The sequence below is a fragment of the Bordetella tumulicola genome (assembly GCF_965138755.1).
GTDB classification, from domain to species: domain Bacteria; phylum Pseudomonadota; class Gammaproteobacteria; order Burkholderiales; family Burkholderiaceae_B; genus Bordetella_A; species Bordetella_A tumulicola.
The window spans coordinates 1,048,431-1,067,638 of the sequence record NZ_CBCSFP010000001.1; the positions used below are offsets into that span (position 1 = coordinate 1,048,431).

A 19,208-nucleotide genomic window follows, 5' to 3' on the forward strand; every position below is an offset into this window, starting at 1 on the left:
CATATTCTAAGCTGATCAGGGCGTAACGCCAGTGATTTCAAAAACCACACGGTCATGTCGGCCTTGCTCATCCATCACAGTCAGGGTATAGCGACCATTTTGCACCATAGACAGATTTATCGGGGCAGTAGCCACACTGCGCTGCTGGACTAAGCCATCCAGCATCCACCAGACCTGCCCCCGCGCGCCGTCCACGCGCACCTCTATTGATACGGCGTCACGGCCCGGCACAGGGCGCAACACCGATCCATTGGCCACCCCCTGCAAGCGCAGTGGCCCACTTGCAATATCAGCATAACCGGCAAACGTCGGCGGCACCGTATCGTCCAGTGACCAGGCGGTGCGCGGCTGGGTACATGCCCCCGCCTGCGGACTGCCCTGGCGCCATCCCAACGGCCAGCAGGTCACGACGGGCTGTACGGTCGCCGGTCGTTGCCGCGCGATCGGCGGCCCTGCCGGCAACGCGGCGACCAGATCAGTCAGCAAGGGTGCTGCCACATTGGCTCCAAAGAAACCCGGGTTGGGGGTGCCATCGGGCCGCCCCACCCAGACGCCAAGCGTCCAGTGATCGGTCACCCCGACGGCCCAGGCGTCGCGAAATCCGAAACTGGTACCGGTTTTCCAGGCCAAACGACGACCTGTTTGCTCCAGCGGACGATCGGGATGCCCCCCTCCCTCGAGAATATCGCGCACGATCCACGCGGCGCCCGCGCTCATCATTCGCGATTCGACCCGAGGCTCATCCGGGGACAAACGAGGCCGTCCGGCCAGACCGCCCCGTGCCAAGGCACGGTACGCGCCGACCAGTTCCTCTAAGGTGGTGCCACCCCCGCCTAAAATCAAGCTCAAATTGGGTTCGGCTCCCGCCGGCATACGTAACTGTACGCCGCCCGCCAACATCATGGATGCAAAACGATGAGGCCCCACCCGGTCCAGCAAATCCACCGCAGGCACGTTCAGCGAGCGCTGCAAGGCCCGGGACACGCTGACCGGCCCGGAGAATGACGCCTGAAAGTTACCGGGTGCATAGCCGCCAAAGGACAGCGGCGCATCCATGAGCATACTTTCCGAATGCACGATGCCGTCGTCCAGCGCCTGGGCGTAGAGAAAGGGCTTCAACGTGGACCCTGGCGAACGCACGCCGCGCACCATGTCCACGTGCGAATAGCGACTGTCATCGGCAAAGTCCGCCGAACCGGCGTACGCCTTGACCTCCAGGGTATTGTTGTCCATGATCAATACGGCCATCGACACTTTGGGCGGCAAGGCATCGATGCGATCCAGCAACATGTGCTCGGCCGTGGCCTGGATATTCGCATCCAGAGTAGAGGTGACGATCTCGGCGCGCTCACCCGTGCGGCGTTGCTCGATCTGCAAGCGTTGAGCGGCCAGCGGCGCCAGCCAACGTGCCCGCAGCGGCGGCGCCAGCACGTTTTCTATTTTAGCGTCCGCGACGGCCTCGGCGCTCCATTGGCCGTTTGCCGCCATGCGGTCCAGCACTTTATCGCGCGCGATTTGCGCGGCCAGCGGATGACGATCGGGCCGCAGGCGCGATGGCGCTTGTGGCAATGCCGTCAGCAATGCGGCTTCGGCCGGGCTGATATCCATCGAGGACTTGCCCAGCCACAGACGCGAGGCCATCTCCACCCCCTCGACGATGCCGCCCATGGGCGCATGCGTCAGATAAAGGCCCAGGATTTCATCTTTGCTGTAGTGCAACTCCAATTGCAGCGCACGCGCCATTTGGCGCAGTTTGGCCGACAAGACGCGCGAGGGCTGGCCCGCCAGCTCGGGATCCAGCAGCCGTGCGACCTGCATGGTGATCGTGGAGCCGCCCGACACAATGCGCCCATGCGTGAACCATTGCCACGCCGCGCGTGCCAGCGCGACGGGATTGACGCCGGGATGCCAGTAAAACCAGCGATCTTCGTAACCCAGCAAGGTTTCCAGGTAGTACGGGGATACCTGCTGTGGCGTCACAGGATAACGCCACATGCCGTCACGGCTGGGATAGGTGCGCAGTGGCGTACCATCGGCGGCGACCACTACTGAAGCCCCTCCGCCTCCCACCGACGGCAGGGGAAACAGCCGATCCAGGATCAGCACCACGGCAGCCGCGATGACGATCGCCAGCGCCAGCGCTCCCCCACCCCGCCGAAGGACTTTACCGATACTCGGGCGTCGCGTGCGATTGCGCCCGGGCTGAGGAGGTGGTCCCTTTTGGGTCGGCTCCTCAGCTCCGGTTAGCGAACCGGCATGCGATCGCGAACCTCGATCGGGCTCCATCGTTCGCCTACGCCTCGCAGTTCGGGTCGGTACATGTCCTCGGCCACCGTGGACGGCACGGCGTAACGTCCCGGGGTGACCGCACGCACCATATAAAACACCTCGGTCGCGCGACGGTCCAGCGACACCGCCGCGACATAACGGTCATCGCGAAACTCACGATGTTTGATCGCCGGATTGGCCATCGCATCTGCCACCTGTATGCCGCCGATTTGCCAATCTTGCATCTCGGGGCTTTGCGACAGGTTCAGGTTTTCGATTTCCAGGCCCGCCGGCACGCGATCGACAATCAATGCATCCGGAATCGATTGATTCGCAGAGGCACTGAGCCTGACGACCAACATGTCGCCCGTGCGCAACACCCCGCCGTCCCATGCCCGGCCGTCGGGCGTATACCAGCGCCGCTGCAACGAAATCACGCTGCTCTGCGGCGCGGGGGCTTCCTGGCGCGTGCCCTGTAAATCGAACTCTACAAACAAAGGCTGTGATCCGGTGTTGGTCAACTGCAGCGATGGCAGATCGGCAAACTTGAGTGAAACCGTTTGATCCTGGGCGCTGGCCAGATCCTGTTTCCCCGACTCCGTTGTCAGCGCCGCTGCCCATGGCTTTTCCGCGTCGCCGCCCGCGGCACGGGCCGCCAGCACCAAAGCCATCTGCTCTTGCGTCGACAGATACGAACGATCGCGCATGTAGCCATCGAGTTGCGACATCAGGGACTCGCGGCCTTGCGGCGCCAGCTTATAGGTCGTCGCCAGCGCATAGCCGAGGGCGTAATCCCGCACTGCACTACCGTAATCGCCCAGCCATGCCGTCACGTAGAACTTGCCCCGAACCGGATAGCCATAAGGCCGCGCCAGAGCCAGCGCCATGGCCTTTTCCATACGAGCGGTGTCGCCCATCAACTGGAAGGCGACGGCAAACTGGATCAGGGGCAAGGGCGATAACGAGCGTTCTTGATAACGATCAAACAACTGGCGCAGTGTAGCCAGCGACGCCTGGCGATCACGTGCCAAGACCAGCGCCGCCGTCGCATAGCCCGCGAAAAGACGATGATCGCCGCGCATCATGGCGTGATAACTGCTATTGACATCGCCTTTTTCGAACGATTGACGCAAGGCTTCGGGCCACGTTCCGAAAGCGCCCAAGCTTTGCTGCAATTGCGCTTGCAACCATTGCCGCGAACGATCCAGGGACTGCTCGGGCACGCTAAAGCCCTGATCGCGCGCATCCTGCAGGAAGCCCACCGCATAGGCGGTCAACCAGATATCGCGTGCGGAACCCGGGTCGCCCCACAGCGAATAGCTACCCATGGCGTTGCGCATGCCGGCCAATCGTCCCACAGCGTAGGCGACCTTTTCCGCGCGCTGCTCTTTCGTCTGAATGGGCAGGTCGAAACGCTTGCCATCGGCCTCGTCCATGAGTACCCACGGATACGCCGAACTGATCGTTTGCTCCGTGCAGCCATAGGGGTACCGCAGCAAATCCTTGACCAGACGAGAGACGTTGATGGGCGGGCGGTTCGACATGCTGATATTGGCCGAAACGGAATCGACGTAATAACCCGTGACCGCGCCCGGAGCAAAGCTTTCGCTCGGGGCCAAGCGCACGCGCTGAATCAGATTTTCCGCGGCATGCGACGGCTGCACTTGCAGCACGGATTCTCGTTCGATATGGATGGGTTTCTCACCACCCTTGCCATCGATCGTCAAACGCACCAATCCCAAGCCGTACGATCCTGTCGGAGTTGCCGTAAAACGCACTGTCGTGCGTTGACGATCCTTGAGGGTCAGGGTGCGCGTGCCCCCATCGGCGATGGACAAGGGATCCAACGCCTGCAAATTCACCGTGATCTGCTGCGCGGCACCGCTCAGGTTGGTGACATCGACTGCCACGGTCGCCCGGTCGCCGGGCGTAATAAAGCGCGGCATATTCAACTCGGCCACGATCGGTGCGGCCACCACCATTTCCTGATCGGTATGGCCATATTGCGCATCGCTGAACGCGACGGCCATCAAACGCAGCGTGCCATTGAAGTCCGGCAAGTCCAGCGGGATGTCGGCTTCGCCTTGCTCGTTCAGCGTCACGGGCCCCGAGAACAGATCCACCAGCTTGACCTTTTTGGGCAGGCTTTGGCTATCACCGCGCATGGCGGCGTCGCCCCCCCATTTCAGGCGGCCCTTGGTGCCATCCATCTTCTCGATCAGCTTGCCGTACATGTCGCGCAATTCGGCGTCATAACGGTGCTTGCCAAAGTAGAAGTCCATCGGATCGGGCGTGGCGTACTGATTGATGTTCAAAATACCCACGTCCACGGCGGACAACGTGACATGGACCCCCTTGTCCTGCGCACCATCGACCTTGACGCGCACGGTGGTGCGCTTTTCGGGTTCGACTTTGGCGGGCGCCGTCAGCGCGACATTGAGCTTGCGCTCGTCGCTGGCAATAGGCAGGAAGCTCAACCCCACGGCGCGCGCGGGCGTGACACGATCCCCCTCGCTGCCGGGCCGAAATACCACGGCGGCGACGTAAAGATCGTGACGTTTCCATGAGGCATCCAGAGGGATGTCAACGGTCGTTCCCGCGACTTTGACCGGCACCCATTTCGACCACAGCATGCGGTCGCCTTCGACCGTGATGAGAGCTTCGCCGTCATGGGGCGGCGTCACGGTCAGTTTGACGTTATCGCCGGGGCGTGCAGGCACGCCTTCGAGTTTCATCTGGACACGATCGGGACGGTTGCCCATCGCGTCCGAGTCTTGCGCATCCCACCCGGCATAGAAGCGGTAACGCATGACTTGGCCAGTTTCCGGGTCGGTAATTTCGAGACGATAGCGTCCCCACTTGACCGGCAAGGTCAACGACGTACGATCAGGTAACGCGATCGTGCGCGAGTCCTCGAGGTCCTCGGTCTCGGTATAGCCACTGTTCCAGCCACGCTGATCGTCGTAGCGCCAGTAATAGTTACGCTGTTCCCGGAAAAAACGGACTTGCGCCTCGGCCAGCGGCACCACCTCACCGGATGCATTCAGGCGCACGACTTCAAAACCCGCGGGCGCGCCCTCGCGGGTAACATCGTTGTCAAACAAGGGCCGCACCGCGATCAGTTTGTCGGCCGGCCAGACACTGCGCTCGATCGAACGCACCACCGGGCGTCCGCCCGACTCGAGCAAGCTGGCGGACATACGCACGCTGAGCGGGGATTTCGCCTCGCCGACAGATTTGAGGTCGATCGCCAACTCGACCGCGCCCCCGTCATTCAAGGTTGTTTCCGGTAGCTCTTCGTAGTGGCGCAGCTTGTCATCGGCGACATCGCCAAAAATGAAGCCCGGCCATTTTTGATTCAGCGCATAGCGGTCACGCTTTACCTGAAAACTGGACAACAGGCGGTTACCCGCAGCTGGAGCGCCGTAGAGATAGTCGCCCTGTACATCGATCTTCCAGGTTTCTCCCGGGGACAGCACGGCCTGATCGGAATCCAGATGCAGTTTCATGCGCTCGGGCAGGAATTCCTCGACCTGGAACCACCAGGCGGCATCAGGCGATTTGGCTGCCGGATCGACGCGCAGTTCAAGCAGCCATTTGCCGGTTTGCGCATCGACCGGCAGGTCAATGGCGTGCTCGATATAGTTGGCGATTTTTTCGCTGGGTTGCCAGAGCTCGCTGCGCACCGTACGGCCATCGGGCCGCTTCAGGACGGCGGTCAGCGGCGCGGATTTCAGCGGCCGGCCGTCCAGGTCGCGCGGCAATACCGACACCTGAAAGGTCTCGCCAGGTCGATACAAGTTGCGGCCGGAATAGACGAATAGATTATTTGGACGAGAAGGTTGGCCGCCGATGTCGTACTCGGACAGATCCAGCGCGGGCTCGGCCAGCGACAGCATCGTTAACTCATCGCCACGCGCAGCGCGTATCAAGCGCGCACGGGACGAATCGCCATCAATGCGCACATGCCCCCCCTCGTCAGAGGTTGCTTTAGCCAGGACTTTGCCTGCAGCATCCACCAACTCGACCTGGGCGTCCTTGACGGGCTTGCCTGTTTTCAGCGACACGGTATAGGCCTCGATACGGTCGGAATAACGACGCATATGCAGGCCCATATCGCTGATATAGAAATAGGTCACCTGGTATTCGTAGCGAAAACGACCAGGCTCGCTCATGATGGCCACGTAAATGCCGGGCTGCTTCAGCTCGTTGATGTTTTCGACGGGCAAGAAGGTCACGTGGCGTCGGTTGGGCTTGTCATCGGTGACAAAGCGCCCCTGATACACACTCTTTGTCAGGGTATGCAGACGATCGAGATCCCAGTTGCTGACCGAACCCTTCAGGCTGCGATTATCGGAATACCGCCATTCGTCGTCCTCGTTGGACGTGTCGCTCAAACCCAATACTTCATCGAAAAATTCGGGCATATGCTCCGGCGATACGCGCAAGAATTCCACGTCGACTTCGGGCGTATTGACGGTGGCCACGGGCAAACCGCCGTTTTGTCCGGCGGGCAGCACGACGCCACGGCTTGCAAAGTAAAACGACGGCGGCATGGCCTCGGTTTGAACCGTGCAGTTGCCCTCGACCCCTAGGGTCGAGTTTTTTTCAGCACCTGGGAAACCTGCATCGACCCGGATCGCATAAGCACGCTGCGGCTGGACATAGGGGAAATACACGATGCGCGGGTTGTCGCCCACCGACCAGGCACCCTCCACGACTTTGCCTTGCTTGGCAGCGTCGTTCTGCTTGTCGGCGTCGTTCTGTTTGGTGGCGTCGTCCGTACTGTCGGTTTGCCCGGACGGCTGAGTGTCGTCGGACGTCGTTGCCTCGCCGGTATCGACCACCCGGATAAACCGTGTCAGATCGTCCTTGCGGTCAACGGGCTGTGTAAAGGTGATGGCCAGTGCCATCGAGTCGCGAAACTCGCGCGGTTTGCAATCCAGCAACGCAAAGGGATCGGCCTGGCCAATCACGGTCGAGGCGTTGGCCGGCTCTTGAGCGGTCGTCGATGCAGCAGCATCAGTTGTCGGTGACGCTGCTTTGGTAGCGACGGTCGCAGGCGTGGCACTCGACGCTGGCGAGTCCGCGCTCGTGGGCGCATCACCACGCCCTGCCCACCATCCCAACCCCACCGCGATGGCCACCACCAACGCCCCAATCCCAATCACGCCACTTTTTTTACTCACGGGCTTGCCTCTGATCAATATTGTTGTTAGGGCGTGCGGCCACGCTGCAGGGCCAAGACTCGCCTTGTGGGTCTCGCAAAAACTACGCCAGAACCGTTTGCCTGGCTACTGCACGCCTGGCGCTGCGCGGCTCCCCGCATGGGATTCCGCGGTCATGGTGCTGGGCATTACACGGGTTCCATGACGCACTGCAACGGATGCTGGCGCTCGCGCGCGTACTGCGCGACTTGGGCAATGCGCGTGGACGCCACATCTCGCGGATAAACACCACAGACACCGCGCCCTTCATGGTGCACTTGCAGCATGATCCGGGTCGCGTCTTCCTGGTTTTTACCGAAGAACTTCTGCAGGACCTTCACCACGAATTCCATCGGCGTGTAGTCGTCGTTCAGCAACAGAACCTGGTACATGGGCGGCGGCGCAGTGCGCGCCGTCTCTTTTTCCACGGCCACGTCGTGTTGTGTATCTAGGGTCGAACTCATAGAGCGGAATTGTATTGAAACAATGGGCAAACTCGTCGCTGATTACTTAAAATTACACGTACAGATGCGTAATTTCCACACTTGACGTTATGAAGAAAAGCAGAGCATTATCCACGCAATCGGGGGCAGCCTTGTGAAAACAAACGCCGCCGGAAGCCGGAAGGCACCGGCCCGGGCCGAATGCTTTCTGTCAAACATACGATTCAAATGAGGCAGTCCGCATGTCTGATACGACCGCAACCGCCGTCCAAGGGGACAATCCCAAATCGACGGGCACCGTCAAATGGTTCAACGATGCAAAGGGTTTTGGCTTCATTACACCCGACGATGGTGGTGAAGATTTATTCGCGCATTTTTCGTCGATCCAGATGAACGGGTTCAAAACCCTGAAAGAAGGCCAAAAAGTGGCATTCGAGATAATTCAGGGACCTAAAGGCAAACAGGCTTTGAATATAACGGCGGCCTGACGCCCACTATCTATATCACGCTACCCGATAGACCGGCCCGGTTTTCAGTCGTGCGGTTTCGAAGGTAGCGTTATTACCCGGGCGGGGCAAAATGCCCCGCCCTGTTATTTTCTGTTGTTTACCCGCCCCATGTCGATTCGTAGTTGTACGCGGCTTGCCCGCGCCTTATCCCGCCTTGTCGCGGGACATTTCCACCCACCTGTTCTCAATCAAAGGCGCGTTCAAGCGTCGCTTGCGATAGCCGCCCTTGTAGGCAGCCTGATGCTCGTCGTCCCGGCGGCACAGGCGCAAGTTGCGCAAGGCAGTCCGCAAACAGGCTTACCTGTGGTGGCGCTGACAGCGGGGATTCACGTGATTCGCGCGGAAATCGCCAGTACCGAGGACACACGCCGTCTCGGCCTGATGCACCGTCAAAGCCTGCCTGACAACAACGGCATGCTGTTCATTTTCGAACAGCCCGAGGTACAGTGCTTTTGGATGCGCAATACGCCCCTGCCCTTATCGATCGCGTTCATTGCGGACGACGGCGCCATCGTCAATATGGCGGATATGGCGCCCCAGACCGATACGCCCCACTGCTCGGCCCAGCCGGTGCGCTATGCGCTGGAGATGGCCCAGGGTTGGTTTGAGTCGCATGGCATTGCGGCCGGCCTGCGCCTGGGCGGCTTGCCCTGATCTCCGAGCCGCCTTCACAGCAAAAAAGCCGGTCTCCCGGCTTTTTTGCTGTACCTGAGCGCCCCGCTCAGGCATCCACGGTACGAACGCTCGCAGCAATGAGTTAGACGCGCTCAAGCACCACGGCGATACCCTGGCCGACGCCGATGCACATGGTGCACAGCGCATAACGGCCACCGCTGCGATGCAGTTGATTCACCGCCGTCGTCGCCAGACGCGCACCGCTGGCCCCCAGCGGATGACCCAAGGCAATCGCACCTCCATTCGGGTTGACGCGCGCATCATCGTCGGCAATACCCAAATCGCGCAACACAGCCAGGCCTTGGGCGGCAAAGGCTTCGTTCAACTCGATAACGTCCATCTGGTCCAGCGTCAGGCCGGTGAGCGCGAGCACCTTGCGCGTCGCCGGCGCCGGGCCCATGCCCATGACACGGGGAGCGACCCCTGCCGTCGCCATCGCGACGACGCGTGCACGTGGCGTCAGACCGTGACGAGCCGCAGCACGTTCGTCTGCCAGCAACAGCGCTGCTGCACCATCGTTGACCCCGGAAGCATTGCCCGCCGTTACCGTACCGCCCTCGCGTACTACGCCCTTCAGGCGGGCCAGGGACTCGAGGCTGGTTTCGCGCGGATGTTCGTCTTTGCTCACCACGACCGGGTCGCCCTTGCGTTGGGCGATGGACACCGGTGTGATTTCGGCGTCAAACACGCCGGTTTGCTGCGCACGGGCCGTCTTGGCCTGGCTGGCCAATGCGAATTTGTCTTGGTCTTCGCGGCTGATGTTGAAGTCGTCGGCCACGTTTTCCGCCGTTTCCGGCATCGAATCGACGCCGTACTGGGCTTTCATCAGCTTATTGACGAAGCGCCAGCCGATCGTGGTGTCGTAAATCGCCGCACTGCGCGAAAACGCGCTTTCAGCCTTGCCCATGACAAAGGGTGCACGGCTCATGCTTTCAACGCCACCGGCCAACATCAGGCCTGCCTCGCCCGCGCGGATCGCACGAGCGGCCGTGCCAATCGCATCCAGACCCGAGCCGCACAGGCGGTTGATCGTGCCGCCCGGCACATCGATCGGCAAGCCGGCCAACAAAGCGGCCATACGGGCCACGTTGCGGTTGTCTTCGCCGGCCTGGTTGGCACAACCCAACAGGACGTCAGCCAGTTCTTCCCATTGAACGCCCTGATTGCGCGCCATCAGGGCCTTGATCGGCACAGCGGCCAAGTCATCGGCGCGCACGGGCGCCAAAGAACCGCCGTAACGGCCAAAAGGGGTACGAATGGCATCACAAATGTAAGCGTGCACGGTCATAGATCGAAGCTCGTAAAAAAAGTGAATATGACAAAGAAAAATGATGAAGATGATCTTACGCTAGCCTGGCATGCGCCATACTCGCCCATGGCCATCCTGTCCATGCGACGGACACTGTCTAGCTGCCGGACGTTTTATCATTCGTCGCACGGCCCGCCTCTACCTGGGCCTGCCGGCGAAAACGCCCGGCGGCAAAATGGTAGAACGGCCTCGGACAAAACTGCCGTGCCACGAGCGACGCCGACAAGGCCCCCAACAACAGCCAGAACAGCATCGGCTGGCTACCGGTCATTTCCATCACGATTACGCTGGCAGTCAAAGGAGCTTGTGTCGCCGCCGCTAAAAAGGCTGCCATACATATCAATACCAGGACGCGACGGTCGACGTCGCCCCCGACGAGCTCCCAGATATGCTGACCGATGCCCGCACCGGTCGTCAGCGCAGGCGTAAAAATACCGCCGGGAATGCCCGCCCAATACGATGCCACCGTGGCGCCCAGCTTGGCCAAGCCAAACCCTGTGGGCGCCTCACCATTGCCCGACAACAGTTCACCAGCCACTGCGTAGCCGGTGCCATAAACCGTATAGCCGCTCAACGTCCCCAGGCATGCCAGCACCAACCCCATGGCGGCGGCCGTGTAAAGCGGATGCCGCCGGATCCACGCACGCCAGGCCACCGGTGCGCTGCCCGACACTCCTTTGCTTAACAATCGACTGAAAATACCGCCCAGTGCCCCATTGATCAGACCGCACAGCACCACCCACAGCAACATGTTCCGCGGCAAGGTTTCCCCGGTAAAGGTGCCGAAATAAGGATTGTTGCCGTCCACGGCCACTACCAAAAAGCCAGCGGCCAAGACGCCGATCAGCACGAGACGCTGCCAACGCAGCGCCGTACTGCGCCCCAACTCTTCAATCGCAAAGATCACGCCGGCCAGTGGTGCGTTAAAGGCCGCCGCCAACCCGCCGGCCGCGCCGGCGGCGATCAGCTCGTTGGCACGGAAACCGCGCAAGGGAACACCTCGACGCAACCAAAAATTGCCCCAGGCCAACATGAGCGCGGCACCCACCTGTACCGATGGCCCCTCGCGCCCCGCCGAAGCGCCCGCAGCCAGGCCCAGGAAAGTCAGCGGAATCTTCCATAGGGTTTGGCGCATGGACACCAGACTGGTCTGTGCTGCGCCGGACGGCATCGACAGCGCCCCGATGACCTGCGGAATACCGCTGCCCGCGGCATTGGGCGCGTAACGCATGGTCAACCAGCGTAGCAACGCAAAAGCGAGCGGAATCACAATAAATGCCGCCCATCCGAAACGCGTCGTCCAGGCATGGTTCCACTCGAGCGCCAAATCAGCCAGCCAGGTGAAACCCAGAGACACCAAGGCCACTAGAGCGGCTCCGCCCAACAGCAAGAACAAGTGCAGGCTTTTGCGCGACAAACGACTTAGCTGCCGAGTCTTGCGACGCGCAATCAACTTGAGACCAGTCAAACCATGGCGCGTGGGAGACATATCGGGCATCGCGGTATTTTGCCAGAGCGACCCGCCCGTGAGGGGAATTCATGTTTAAAAAACGAAAACGCCCGGCCGAAACCGGGCGTTGCGCACTATAGCAAAGTGGCTGCTTAGGCGAAATTCTTGGCCGCGAAGTCCCAGTTCACCAGTGCCCAGAAGTTTTCCAGGTACTTGGGACGAGCGTTGCGATAGTCGATGTAATAGGCGTGTTCCCACACATCACAGGTCAGCAGCGGCTTGTCAGTGGTGGTCAGCGGGGTCGCGGCGTTGCTCGTATTGACGATGTCCACCGAGCCGTCTTCTTTCTTGACGAGCCAGGTCCAACCCGAACCGAAATTTCCAGCCGCCGACTTGTTAAAGGCATCTTTGAAATTATCGAAGCTGCCCCATTTGGCGTTGATAGCATCGGCCAGTGCGCCACTGGGCGCGCCACCAGCCTTGGGAGCCAGGCTGTTCCAGTAGAACGTGTGGTTCCAGATTTGGGCAGCGTTGTTGAACACGCCGCCGGAGGAGTTCTTGACGATGTCTTCGAGCGACGAGTTTTCGAACTCGGTACCAGGAATCAGGTTGTTCAGATTGGTAACGTACGTTTGGTGATGCTTGCCGTAGTGAAACTCGAGGGTTTCTTTGGAAATGTGCGGCGCCAGAGCATCAAGCTCGTAAGGCAAAGGGGGAAGAGTATGTGCCATGAGGATTCCTTCGTAGTTGATTGCACGATCAAGCCATAAGATTGTATCGACTCTTGCGCGGCAAACCCGTGTTAACCCATTACAGCGCGGGGTTACGCGAAAGGAGAATCAATCCATAAATTCACACGCCCCTCAGGACGAGTGCGTGTCCAGGACTTCGACTTGTGCTCCACCCTGCGCAAACGTCAGGCTCAATGCCTGGCCGCGCGCTAAGGGCGCGGCATCACGCAAAATGTGGCCGTCGGCGTCGCGCACAATCGCGTAGCCGCGCGCCAGGGTGTGCTGAGGATCCAGCGCGCGCAGATGGGCGCTGATCGCCTCGGTACGAGCCACGCGCGTCGCCAATTGGCGTTCCTGAGCCTGATGCAAGCGACGCGCCAGGGCCGCCAGGCGCTCACGCGCGCGTCCCGTATCGGGCGTGGCATGCGACAGGCGCTGCACTGACATGCCCAGCCGCGCGACGCGGCGACCTTGAGGGCCCTGCCAGGCCGAGACCAGACGATGACGCAGCGTATTCAGGCACTCGGCCTGGTGCGCGAGACGGCGACGGGGCGACACTAGTTGGGCCGCGGCGCGATCCAGTCGCTGTGCTGCCTGATCCAGCCGGCGTTGCTGGCCTCGCAGCAAGCGCTGCGCGGCGTGATCAATCCGCGCCAACAGATCCGCGCGCGGCACGCAGGCCAGTTCGGCCGCAGCCGTCGGCGTCGGCGCGCGCAGATCGGCCACAAAATCCACAATCGTGAAGTCCGTTTCGTGCCCTACCCCACTAATAATAGGGATAGCGCTCGCTGCCACCGCCCGCGCCAGGGCCTCGTCATTAAAACTCCACAGGTCTTCGATGCTGCCCCCGCCACGCACCAGCAACAGCGTGTCGACCTCCTGGCGCTCGTTAGCCTGCTGGACCTGAGCCACCAATCGCGGCGCGGCATCGGCGCCCTGCACCGGCGCGGGGTACACAACCACGGGCACCTGAGGCGCACGCCGGGCCAAAGCGGACAACACATCGCGCAACGCGGCCGCATGCAGCGAGGTGATCACACCGATAGCGCGGGGCAACGCGACAGGCGCACGTTTGGCGGTTTCGTCAAACAAGCCCTCCGAGGCCAACTGGGTCTTCAAGCGCAGAAAGGCCTCGTACAAATTTCCCAGGCCCGCCCGCCGCATCGCGTCGGCCTGTAATTGATAATCGCCGCGTGGCTCGTACAACGAGACGCGCGCGCGGACTTCGACCTGATCGCCCGCCCGCGGCACAAATCCGACCGCGGAGGCACGACTGCGAAACATCACTGTCCGTACGGCGGCGCGACTGTCTTTCAGCGTAAAGTACCAATGTCCCGATGCCGCTTGGGTGAAGTTGGAAATTTCACCGCGCACCCATAAGAGCGGAATATTGCGCTCCAGCAATTGGCCCACTGACTGATTCAGCTGGGCAACTGTCAGGATATCCCGCGTAAATACGTCATTTGTGACTGGAAACTCAACTGTCATAAGGCTTTCCAGAGAGATAGCTGTCCACAGGGTGGGCCGAACGGGCCGCGATGATACCGCAAGCCGATAAATCTTGCAGCGCCGGCCGGAACGCTAGCAAAATAGATATAACCCACTGTTTTATATAAAAAAATATATTCATCACCGATGATCGAAAATCGCTCAATCCAGCGCAAAGCCAGCATTTATCCGCGTCTAGGGTAAGTTTTGCACAGAATTATCCACAAAATCTGTGGATAGATTCTGGGCCGGCCGGCCAGTTCCAGCGGCCTTGCCACAAAGCCTGTCCGACCGGTACAGTGCGCCCTTAAAATCGGGTGTCGCCACGCAGGCGCTGCCGAACTTCGGAGTCACTCCTTGCTGTCCATTATCCGCGAAGCGGGCTGGCCGATCTGGCCCCTGCTGATTACCTCTGTCCTTTGTGTGGGCCTCATCGTCGAGCGCCTGCTGTCCCTTCGGCACAAGCTGATCGTGCCGCACGGGTTGCCTGATCAAGTCATGGAAATGCAGCGCAACGGCCAGGACGGTCCCGAGGCACTGACCCGGCTGGAACAGCATTCGCCCCTGGGGCGCATCCTGGCCGAAGTCCTGCGCCAACGTCACGAGCCGCGCCACGTACAACGCGCCGCCGTCGAAGACGTGGGTCGCGCGGTCGCGCACGACCTGAACCGATACATTCCCGCGCTGGGCACCATCGCCGTCATCGCCCCGCTGCTGGGGCTGTTTGGCACGGTGATCGGCATGATCGAAATTTTCGCGTCCTACACACCCGCGGGCGGCGACCCGGCGCAACTGGCGCGCGGCATATCCATCGCCCTGTACAACACGGCATTCGGCATCCTGATCGCCATACCCGCCATGATTGCTCACCGTTATCTACGCACCCGCGTTGATAATTTGCTCAACGCCCTGGAGCAGGCGGCGGCGCGCCTCGCCCGCGCGACCAACACATTGGCCACCGGCCGGGTCCAACCATGAATTTCCGTGGCCAGCGCGGCGATCGCGACGAACTCGACATCAACCTGATTCCGTTGATCGACGTTTTGTTGGTGATCCTGATCTTTCTGGCGGCCACCACGTCGTTCGCCCGCTATACGCAGTTGGAGATCGCCCTGCCTGAAGCCGCCATCGAGCAAGACACCCCGCCCGCGCTTGAGATCGCCGTCAGCCGTGATGGGCGTTATGCCGTTAACGGCACGGTGATCGACGCCGCCACGCCCGCCGATATCGCCCATCGCCTGGCCCTGGCGGCGGCAGGCAAGGACGAGACGCTTCTGCTGATCAATGCCGATGCCCAGGCCTCGCATCAATCGGTCGTCAACGTCATGGAAGCCGCCCGCATGGCAGGCATAAGCCGCGTCAATTTCGCTGCCCAAAACGCTCGGTGACACATCCCTTGCCGCCCGACACACCCGCCTCGCCTTCGTCCCGCGCCGGCTTTGTGCAACGCCACTGGCAACATGACGGTTGGCTCGCGGCCATGCTGCGGCCTCTGGCCGCGCTCACGGGCTGGCACGTGGCGCGACGACGCGCGCAGTTTTTACGAGGCGAACGGCCGATACACCGCCCTCCCGTCCCCGTCGTCGTCATCGGCAATATCTATGTCGGCGGCACCGGCAAGACGCCGGTGGTCATCGCCACCGTACAAGAATTGCGCGAACGAGGCTGGACTCCCGGTGTCGTCAGCCGAGGCTACGGCGCCAAAATTGGCCCCCAACCCCGTGTCGGCCACGGCGAGTTGAATCCCGCCGACGTTGGCGACGAGCCCGCACTGATCGCCCACGCGACGGGCGCTCCCGTGGCCGTGCACCCCCGCCGCGCCCTCGCGGCCCAAGTCTTGCTGGAGCAGTATCCGCAGACCGACGTGATCGTTTCCGACGATGGTCTGCAGCATCTCGCCCTGGCCCGCGATGTGGAGTTCGTCGTGCAGGACGAGCGCGGCGTCGGCAATGGCCGCCTGCTGCCCGCCGGCCCGCTGCGAGAGCCGGCAAGCCGATTGCAGTCCGTCGACGTCATCATCACCAACTGCTCGACGCATGATGCGACGCCACCCGGGCCGGCTGTGCCACCGCCGACGCCTGGCGACTCGTCCGCGCAGCGCGCCCCAGCCGGGCACACTGGCCCGCGACAAGCCGATATGCACTTGCAACCGGATGGCGCCCGCCACTTACAGACCGGCGAGCATCGGCCCCTGAGCGATTTCGCCCGTCCCACCGTCTTCGAAAACGTCGCGGCGGCGGCGGGCATCGGCAACCCCGGTCGTTTTTTTGCGACTCTGCGGGCCGCAGGCGTGCAACCGATGGCGTGCATGCCCCTGCCCGATCATTACGACTACCAACGCTCGCCGTTCGACGCGCTGCCTGCCGAGGCGATTCTGATCACCTCGAAGGATGCCATCAAATGCCGCGGCTTCGCTGACGCACGCCTCTGGGAAGTCCCCGTCCAGGCACAGTTTTCCGACCCGACCCTATTCGATTGGCTGGACAAATATCTGCGCCAAGCCGCCATCGCCCTGCGCTGAAACGCCGTATGCGGGACGTTACGGCGTCCGTTTCTCCCCTAAACTGCTTTAGAATTGTGCTCATGGAACCCCGCCTTCTCGACACGCTCGTGTGCCCGCTATGCAAGGGCCGCCTTAACTACGACCGCACGCAGGCCGAACTGATCTGCCGTGCAGACCGCTTGGCTTATCCTGTGCGTGATGGCATTGCCGTGATGCTCGAATCCGAAGCCCGCTCTCTGGATACGTCTCGTTCAGACACGGCCACATCGTGAGTTTTGTCGCCCTGATCCCCGCCCGCATGGCGTCTACACGCTTGCCCGACAAGCCGCTAGCCGATATTGCCGGCAAGCCCATGGTCGTGCGTGTGGCCGAACGCGCCGTGCGTTCGCAGGCAGGGCAGGTATATATCGCCACTGACGATACGCGCGTCAAGGCCGCCGCCGTCGAGCACGGCTATACCGCGGTGTTGACCCGTAACGATCACCCCACGGGCACCGACCGCCTGGCCGAGGCGGTCGAGCAGTTGGGCCTGGCTGACGATACGATTGTGGTCAACGTACAGGGTGACGAACCCCTGATCGACCCCGAGCTGATCGACGCCGTTGCCACGCTACTGCACGACCGTCCCGATGCCGATATCGCGACCTGCGCATGCCCGCTGGCCGACGCCGAGGCACTCTTTAATCCCAACGTCGTCAAGGTCGTGTGTGGCACTGACGGGCGCGCCCTGTATTTTTCGCGCGCACCGATTCCCTGGGCACGCGACGCCCTGGCTACCGGAGAGCGCATGCTGGCCACCGGACTGCCGGCCCTGCATCACATTGGCTTATATGCGTACCGAGTCGGATTTTTGCGACGCTTTCCCGTACTGCCCCAAGGCACGCTCGAGCGCTACGAAGCCCTCGAGCAACTGCGCGCCCTCGAACACGGCCACACTATCGTCGTATACCGTACACCCGAACCCCCTATGGCCGGTGTCGACACACCCGCCGACCTGGAACGCGTTCGCGCCTGGTATACCCATCACTCGCAATAGCGGGTTTTCCCTGACCTAGGTAACCACACTGTAGACAGTGTTGCGGCATAATCGTCCCCGACCTTAAAAAACATCCCATCATTCAGGAGCTCTTCCATGCGTCTCATTCTGCTTGGTCCGCCCGGTGCCGGCAAAGGCACTCAGGCTGCTTTCGTCACCCAGCAGTTCGCCATTCCGCAAATTTCCACCGGCGACATGTTGCGCGCGGCTGTCAAAGCCGGCACGCCGCTCGGCCTGGAAGCCAAAAAGGTAATGGACGCAGGCGGCCTGGTATCTGACGACATCATCATTGGCCTCGTACAAGACCGCCTGAAACAGCCGGATTGCGCCAATGGTTACCTGTTTGACGGTTTTCCGCGCACCATTCCTCAAGCCGACGCACTCAAGAGCGCCAGTGTCGCGCTCGATTACGTCGTCGAAATCGCCGTACCCGAAGAAGAAATCATCGAGCGCATCAGCGGTCGACGTGTCCACCCCGCCAGCGGTCGTAGCTACCATGTGCACTTCAATCCACCCAAGGTCGAGGGCGTGGACGACGTCACGGGCGAGCCCCTGGTCCAACGCGACGACGACAGCGAAGAAACCGTGCGTAGCCGCCTGACCGTTTACCAGAACCAGACTCGCCCCCTCGTGGACTACTACTCGTCCTGGGCCGACTCCGGCGATAGCCGGGCGCCGAAATATCGCAAGATTGCCGGTGTCGGTGCAGTCGAAGAGATCAAGGCCCGCCTGTTTGAGGCCCTGGCCAGCTAAGTCCGCGGACGCGCCGTTTAGGCGCCGCGGCCTGCCACGGCGCTTTACTAAACTCTTATCTTAAAGATTCAAAATGGAAATCGCGAACAAGGTATTCATTGTGACGGGCGGAGCGTCCGGCCTGGGGGCTGGCACCGTGCGTATGCTGACCAGCAACGGCGCCAAAGTCGTCATCGCCGACGTCCAAGATGAGGTCGGCGAAGCCCTGGCCAAAGAACTCAACCAGCGCTACGTGCACTGCGACGTTACTCAGGAAGCCGACGGCAAGAACGCGGTCGCTGCCGCCCTGGAGCTAGGCTCCCTGTTTGGCTTGGTCAATTGCGCGGGTGTCGCGCCGGCCGCCAAGATCGTCGGCAAAAACGGCGCTCACCCCCTGGAACTATTCCAGAAAGTCGTCTCGATCAATCTGATCGGCAGCTTCAACATGATGCGTTTGGCCGCCGAGGCCATGAGCGCCAACGCGCCCGAGTCCACGGGCGAACGCGGCATTCTGATCAACACCGCCTCGGTCGCCGCGTTCGACGGCCAGATCGGTCAGGCCGCTTACGCCGCCTCCAAGGCGGGCGTTGCCGGCATGACGTTGCCCATCGCGCGCGACCTGTCCAAGGCCGGCATCCGCTGCATGACCATCGCCCCGGGGATATTCGGCACGCCGATGGTCTTTGGCATGCCTCAAGAGGTGCAAGACTCGCTGGCGGCCAGCATCCCGTTCCCCGCTCGCCTGGGCCGTCCGGACGACTACGCCAAACTCGTGCATGCCATCGTCACGAACGATATGCTCAACGGTGAAACGATCCGCCTCGACGGCGCGATTCGTATGCCGCCCAAGTAACCCG

Annotated in this window: 16 protein-coding genes; 9 read left to right on the plus strand and 7 right to left on the minus strand. The window is 61.6% G+C overall.

Going from position 1 to position 19,208, the window contains the following annotated elements; genetic code table 11:
- Positions 1–15: 15 nt before the first annotated feature.
- The 3 genes from pbpC to clpS form a co-directional block, all read right to left on the minus strand.
- Positions 16–2,286: a penicillin-binding protein 1C gene (pbpC, locus tag ACNAZS_RS04870; protein WP_415786692.1), complete on the minus strand. Its 2,271-nt coding sequence runs from the start codon at positions 2,284–2,286 to the stop codon at positions 16–18.
- On the minus strand, positions 2,244–7,457 hold the full coding sequence (locus ACNAZS_RS04875) for an alpha-2-macroglobulin family protein (protein WP_415786694.1): 5,214 nt from the start codon (positions 7,455–7,457) through the stop codon (positions 2,244–2,246). The genes pbpC and ACNAZS_RS04875 overlap by 43 nt, the downstream gene beginning before the upstream one ends.
- Positions 7,458–7,624: 167 nt before the next feature.
- Complete coding sequence (gene clpS, locus ACNAZS_RS04880; RefSeq protein ID WP_415786696.1) at positions 7,625–7,939, minus strand: ATP-dependent Clp protease adapter ClpS; 315 nt, start codon at positions 7,937–7,939, stop codon at positions 7,625–7,627.
- 221 nt (positions 7,940–8,160) lie between these two features.
- On the opposite strand from clpS, the gene ACNAZS_RS04885 reads away from it, so the two are divergent.
- Positions 8,161–8,406: a cold-shock protein gene (locus tag ACNAZS_RS04885; RefSeq protein WP_006220277.1), complete on the plus strand. Its 246-nt coding sequence runs from the start codon at positions 8,161–8,163 to the stop codon at positions 8,404–8,406.
- 261 nt (positions 8,407–8,667) lie between these two features.
- Positions 8,668–9,081 (plus strand): DUF192 domain-containing protein, encoded by a 414-nt coding sequence (locus ACNAZS_RS04890; RefSeq protein WP_415786699.1) that lies wholly within the window; start codon positions 8,668–8,670, stop codon positions 9,079–9,081.
- A gap of 103 nt (positions 9,082–9,184) precedes the next feature.
- Here the strand turns inward: ACNAZS_RS04890 and pcaF are convergent, their stop codons facing one another.
- From pcaF to xseA, 4 genes are all read right to left on the minus strand, one after another.
- The gene (gene pcaF, locus ACNAZS_RS04895; RefSeq protein WP_415786702.1) at positions 9,185–10,390 is read right to left on the minus strand and encodes a 3-oxoadipyl-CoA thiolase; all 1,206 of its coding nucleotides are present in this window, start codon (positions 10,388–10,390) and stop codon (positions 9,185–9,187) included.
- 118 nt (positions 10,391–10,508) lie between these two features.
- The gene (locus ACNAZS_RS04900; RefSeq protein ID WP_415786704.1) at positions 10,509–11,909 is read right to left on the minus strand and encodes a chloride channel protein; all 1,401 of its coding nucleotides are present in this window, start codon (positions 11,907–11,909) and stop codon (positions 10,509–10,511) included.
- Between the two features lie 104 nt (positions 11,910–12,013).
- Positions 12,014–12,592: a superoxide dismutase [Fe] gene (gene sodB / locus ACNAZS_RS04905; RefSeq protein ID WP_415786706.1), complete on the minus strand. Its 579-nt coding sequence runs from the start codon at positions 12,590–12,592 to the stop codon at positions 12,014–12,016.
- A gap of 132 nt (positions 12,593–12,724) precedes the next feature.
- Positions 12,725–14,080, minus strand: a complete 1,356-nt coding sequence (gene xseA, locus ACNAZS_RS04910) for an exodeoxyribonuclease VII large subunit (RefSeq protein WP_415786708.1) — start codon at positions 14,078–14,080, stop codon at positions 12,725–12,727.
- 357 nt (positions 14,081–14,437) lie between these two features.
- Between xseA and ACNAZS_RS04915 the strand changes: the two genes are divergently transcribed.
- From ACNAZS_RS04915 to ACNAZS_RS04945, 7 genes are all read left to right on the plus strand, one after another.
- Positions 14,438–15,058, plus strand: a complete 621-nt coding sequence (locus ACNAZS_RS04915; protein ID WP_415786710.1) for a MotA/TolQ/ExbB proton channel family protein — start codon at positions 14,438–14,440, stop codon at positions 15,056–15,058.
- Positions 15,055–15,468: an ExbD/TolR family protein gene (locus tag ACNAZS_RS04920; protein WP_415786712.1), complete on the plus strand. Its 414-nt coding sequence runs from the start codon at positions 15,055–15,057 to the stop codon at positions 15,466–15,468. Before ACNAZS_RS04915 ends, ACNAZS_RS04920 begins: the two co-directional genes overlap by 4 nt.
- 92 nt (positions 15,469–15,560) lie before the next feature.
- On the plus strand, positions 15,561–16,601 hold the full coding sequence (gene lpxK / locus ACNAZS_RS04925) for a tetraacyldisaccharide 4'-kinase (protein WP_415787075.1): 1,041 nt from the start codon (positions 15,561–15,563) through the stop codon (positions 16,599–16,601).
- 62 nt (positions 16,602–16,663) lie between these two features.
- Complete coding sequence (locus tag ACNAZS_RS04930; protein WP_415786714.1) at positions 16,664–16,855, plus strand: Trm112 family protein; 192 nt, start codon at positions 16,664–16,666, stop codon at positions 16,853–16,855.
- Positions 16,852–17,619, plus strand: a complete 768-nt coding sequence (kdsB, locus tag ACNAZS_RS04935; RefSeq protein ID WP_415786716.1) for a 3-deoxy-manno-octulosonate cytidylyltransferase — start codon at positions 16,852–16,854, stop codon at positions 17,617–17,619. Before ACNAZS_RS04930 ends, kdsB begins: the two co-directional genes overlap by 4 nt.
- 96 nt (positions 17,620–17,715) lie before the next feature.
- Positions 17,716–18,372, plus strand: a complete 657-nt coding sequence (gene adk / locus ACNAZS_RS04940) for an adenylate kinase (protein WP_415786718.1) — start codon at positions 17,716–17,718, stop codon at positions 18,370–18,372.
- Between the two features lie 73 nt (positions 18,373–18,445).
- Positions 18,446–19,204 carry a 3-hydroxyacyl-CoA dehydrogenase gene (locus ACNAZS_RS04945; RefSeq protein ID WP_415786720.1) on the plus strand — a complete coding sequence of 253 codons (759 nt, stop codon included), beginning with the start codon at positions 18,446–18,448 and terminating at the stop codon, positions 19,202–19,204.
- Positions 19,205–19,208 lie beyond the last annotated feature (4 nt).

Coding starts and splice junctions, on each gene's coding strand:
- pbpC (WP_415786692.1), bottom strand. CDS start 2,286: ATGGAGCCCGATCGAGGTTCGCGATCGCATGCCGGTTCGCTAACCGGA.
- clpS (WP_415786696.1), bottom strand. CDS start 7,939: ATGAGTTCGACCCTAGATACACAACACGACGTGGCCGTGGAAAAAGAG.
- ACNAZS_RS04885 (WP_006220277.1), top strand. CDS start 8,161: ATGTCTGATACGACCGCAACCGCCGTCCAAGGGGACAATCCCAAATCG.
- ACNAZS_RS04890 (WP_415786699.1), top strand. CDS start 8,668: ATGCTCGTCGTCCCGGCGGCACAGGCGCAAGTTGCGCAAGGCAGTCCG.
- pcaF (WP_415786702.1), bottom strand. CDS start 10,390: ATGACCGTGCACGCTTACATTTGTGATGCCATTCGTACCCCTTTTGGC.
- ACNAZS_RS04900 (WP_415786704.1), bottom strand. CDS start 11,909: ATGCCCGATATGTCTCCCACGCGCCATGGTTTGACTGGTCTCAAGTTG.
- sodB (WP_415786706.1), bottom strand. CDS start 12,592: ATGGCACATACTCTTCCCCCTTTGCCTTACGAGCTTGATGCTCTGGCG.
- xseA (WP_415786708.1), bottom strand. CDS start 14,080: ATGACAGTTGAGTTTCCAGTCACAAATGACGTATTTACGCGGGATATC.
- ACNAZS_RS04920 (WP_415786712.1), top strand. CDS start 15,055: ATGAATTTCCGTGGCCAGCGCGGCGATCGCGACGAACTCGACATCAAC.
- lpxK (WP_415787075.1), top strand. CDS start 15,561: ATGCTGCGGCCTCTGGCCGCGCTCACGGGCTGGCACGTGGCGCGACGA.
- ACNAZS_RS04930 (WP_415786714.1), top strand. CDS start 16,664: ATGGAACCCCGCCTTCTCGACACGCTCGTGTGCCCGCTATGCAAGGGC.
- adk (WP_415786718.1), top strand. CDS start 17,716: ATGCGTCTCATTCTGCTTGGTCCGCCCGGTGCCGGCAAAGGCACTCAG.
- ACNAZS_RS04945 (WP_415786720.1), top strand. CDS start 18,446: ATGGAAATCGCGAACAAGGTATTCATTGTGACGGGCGGAGCGTCCGGC.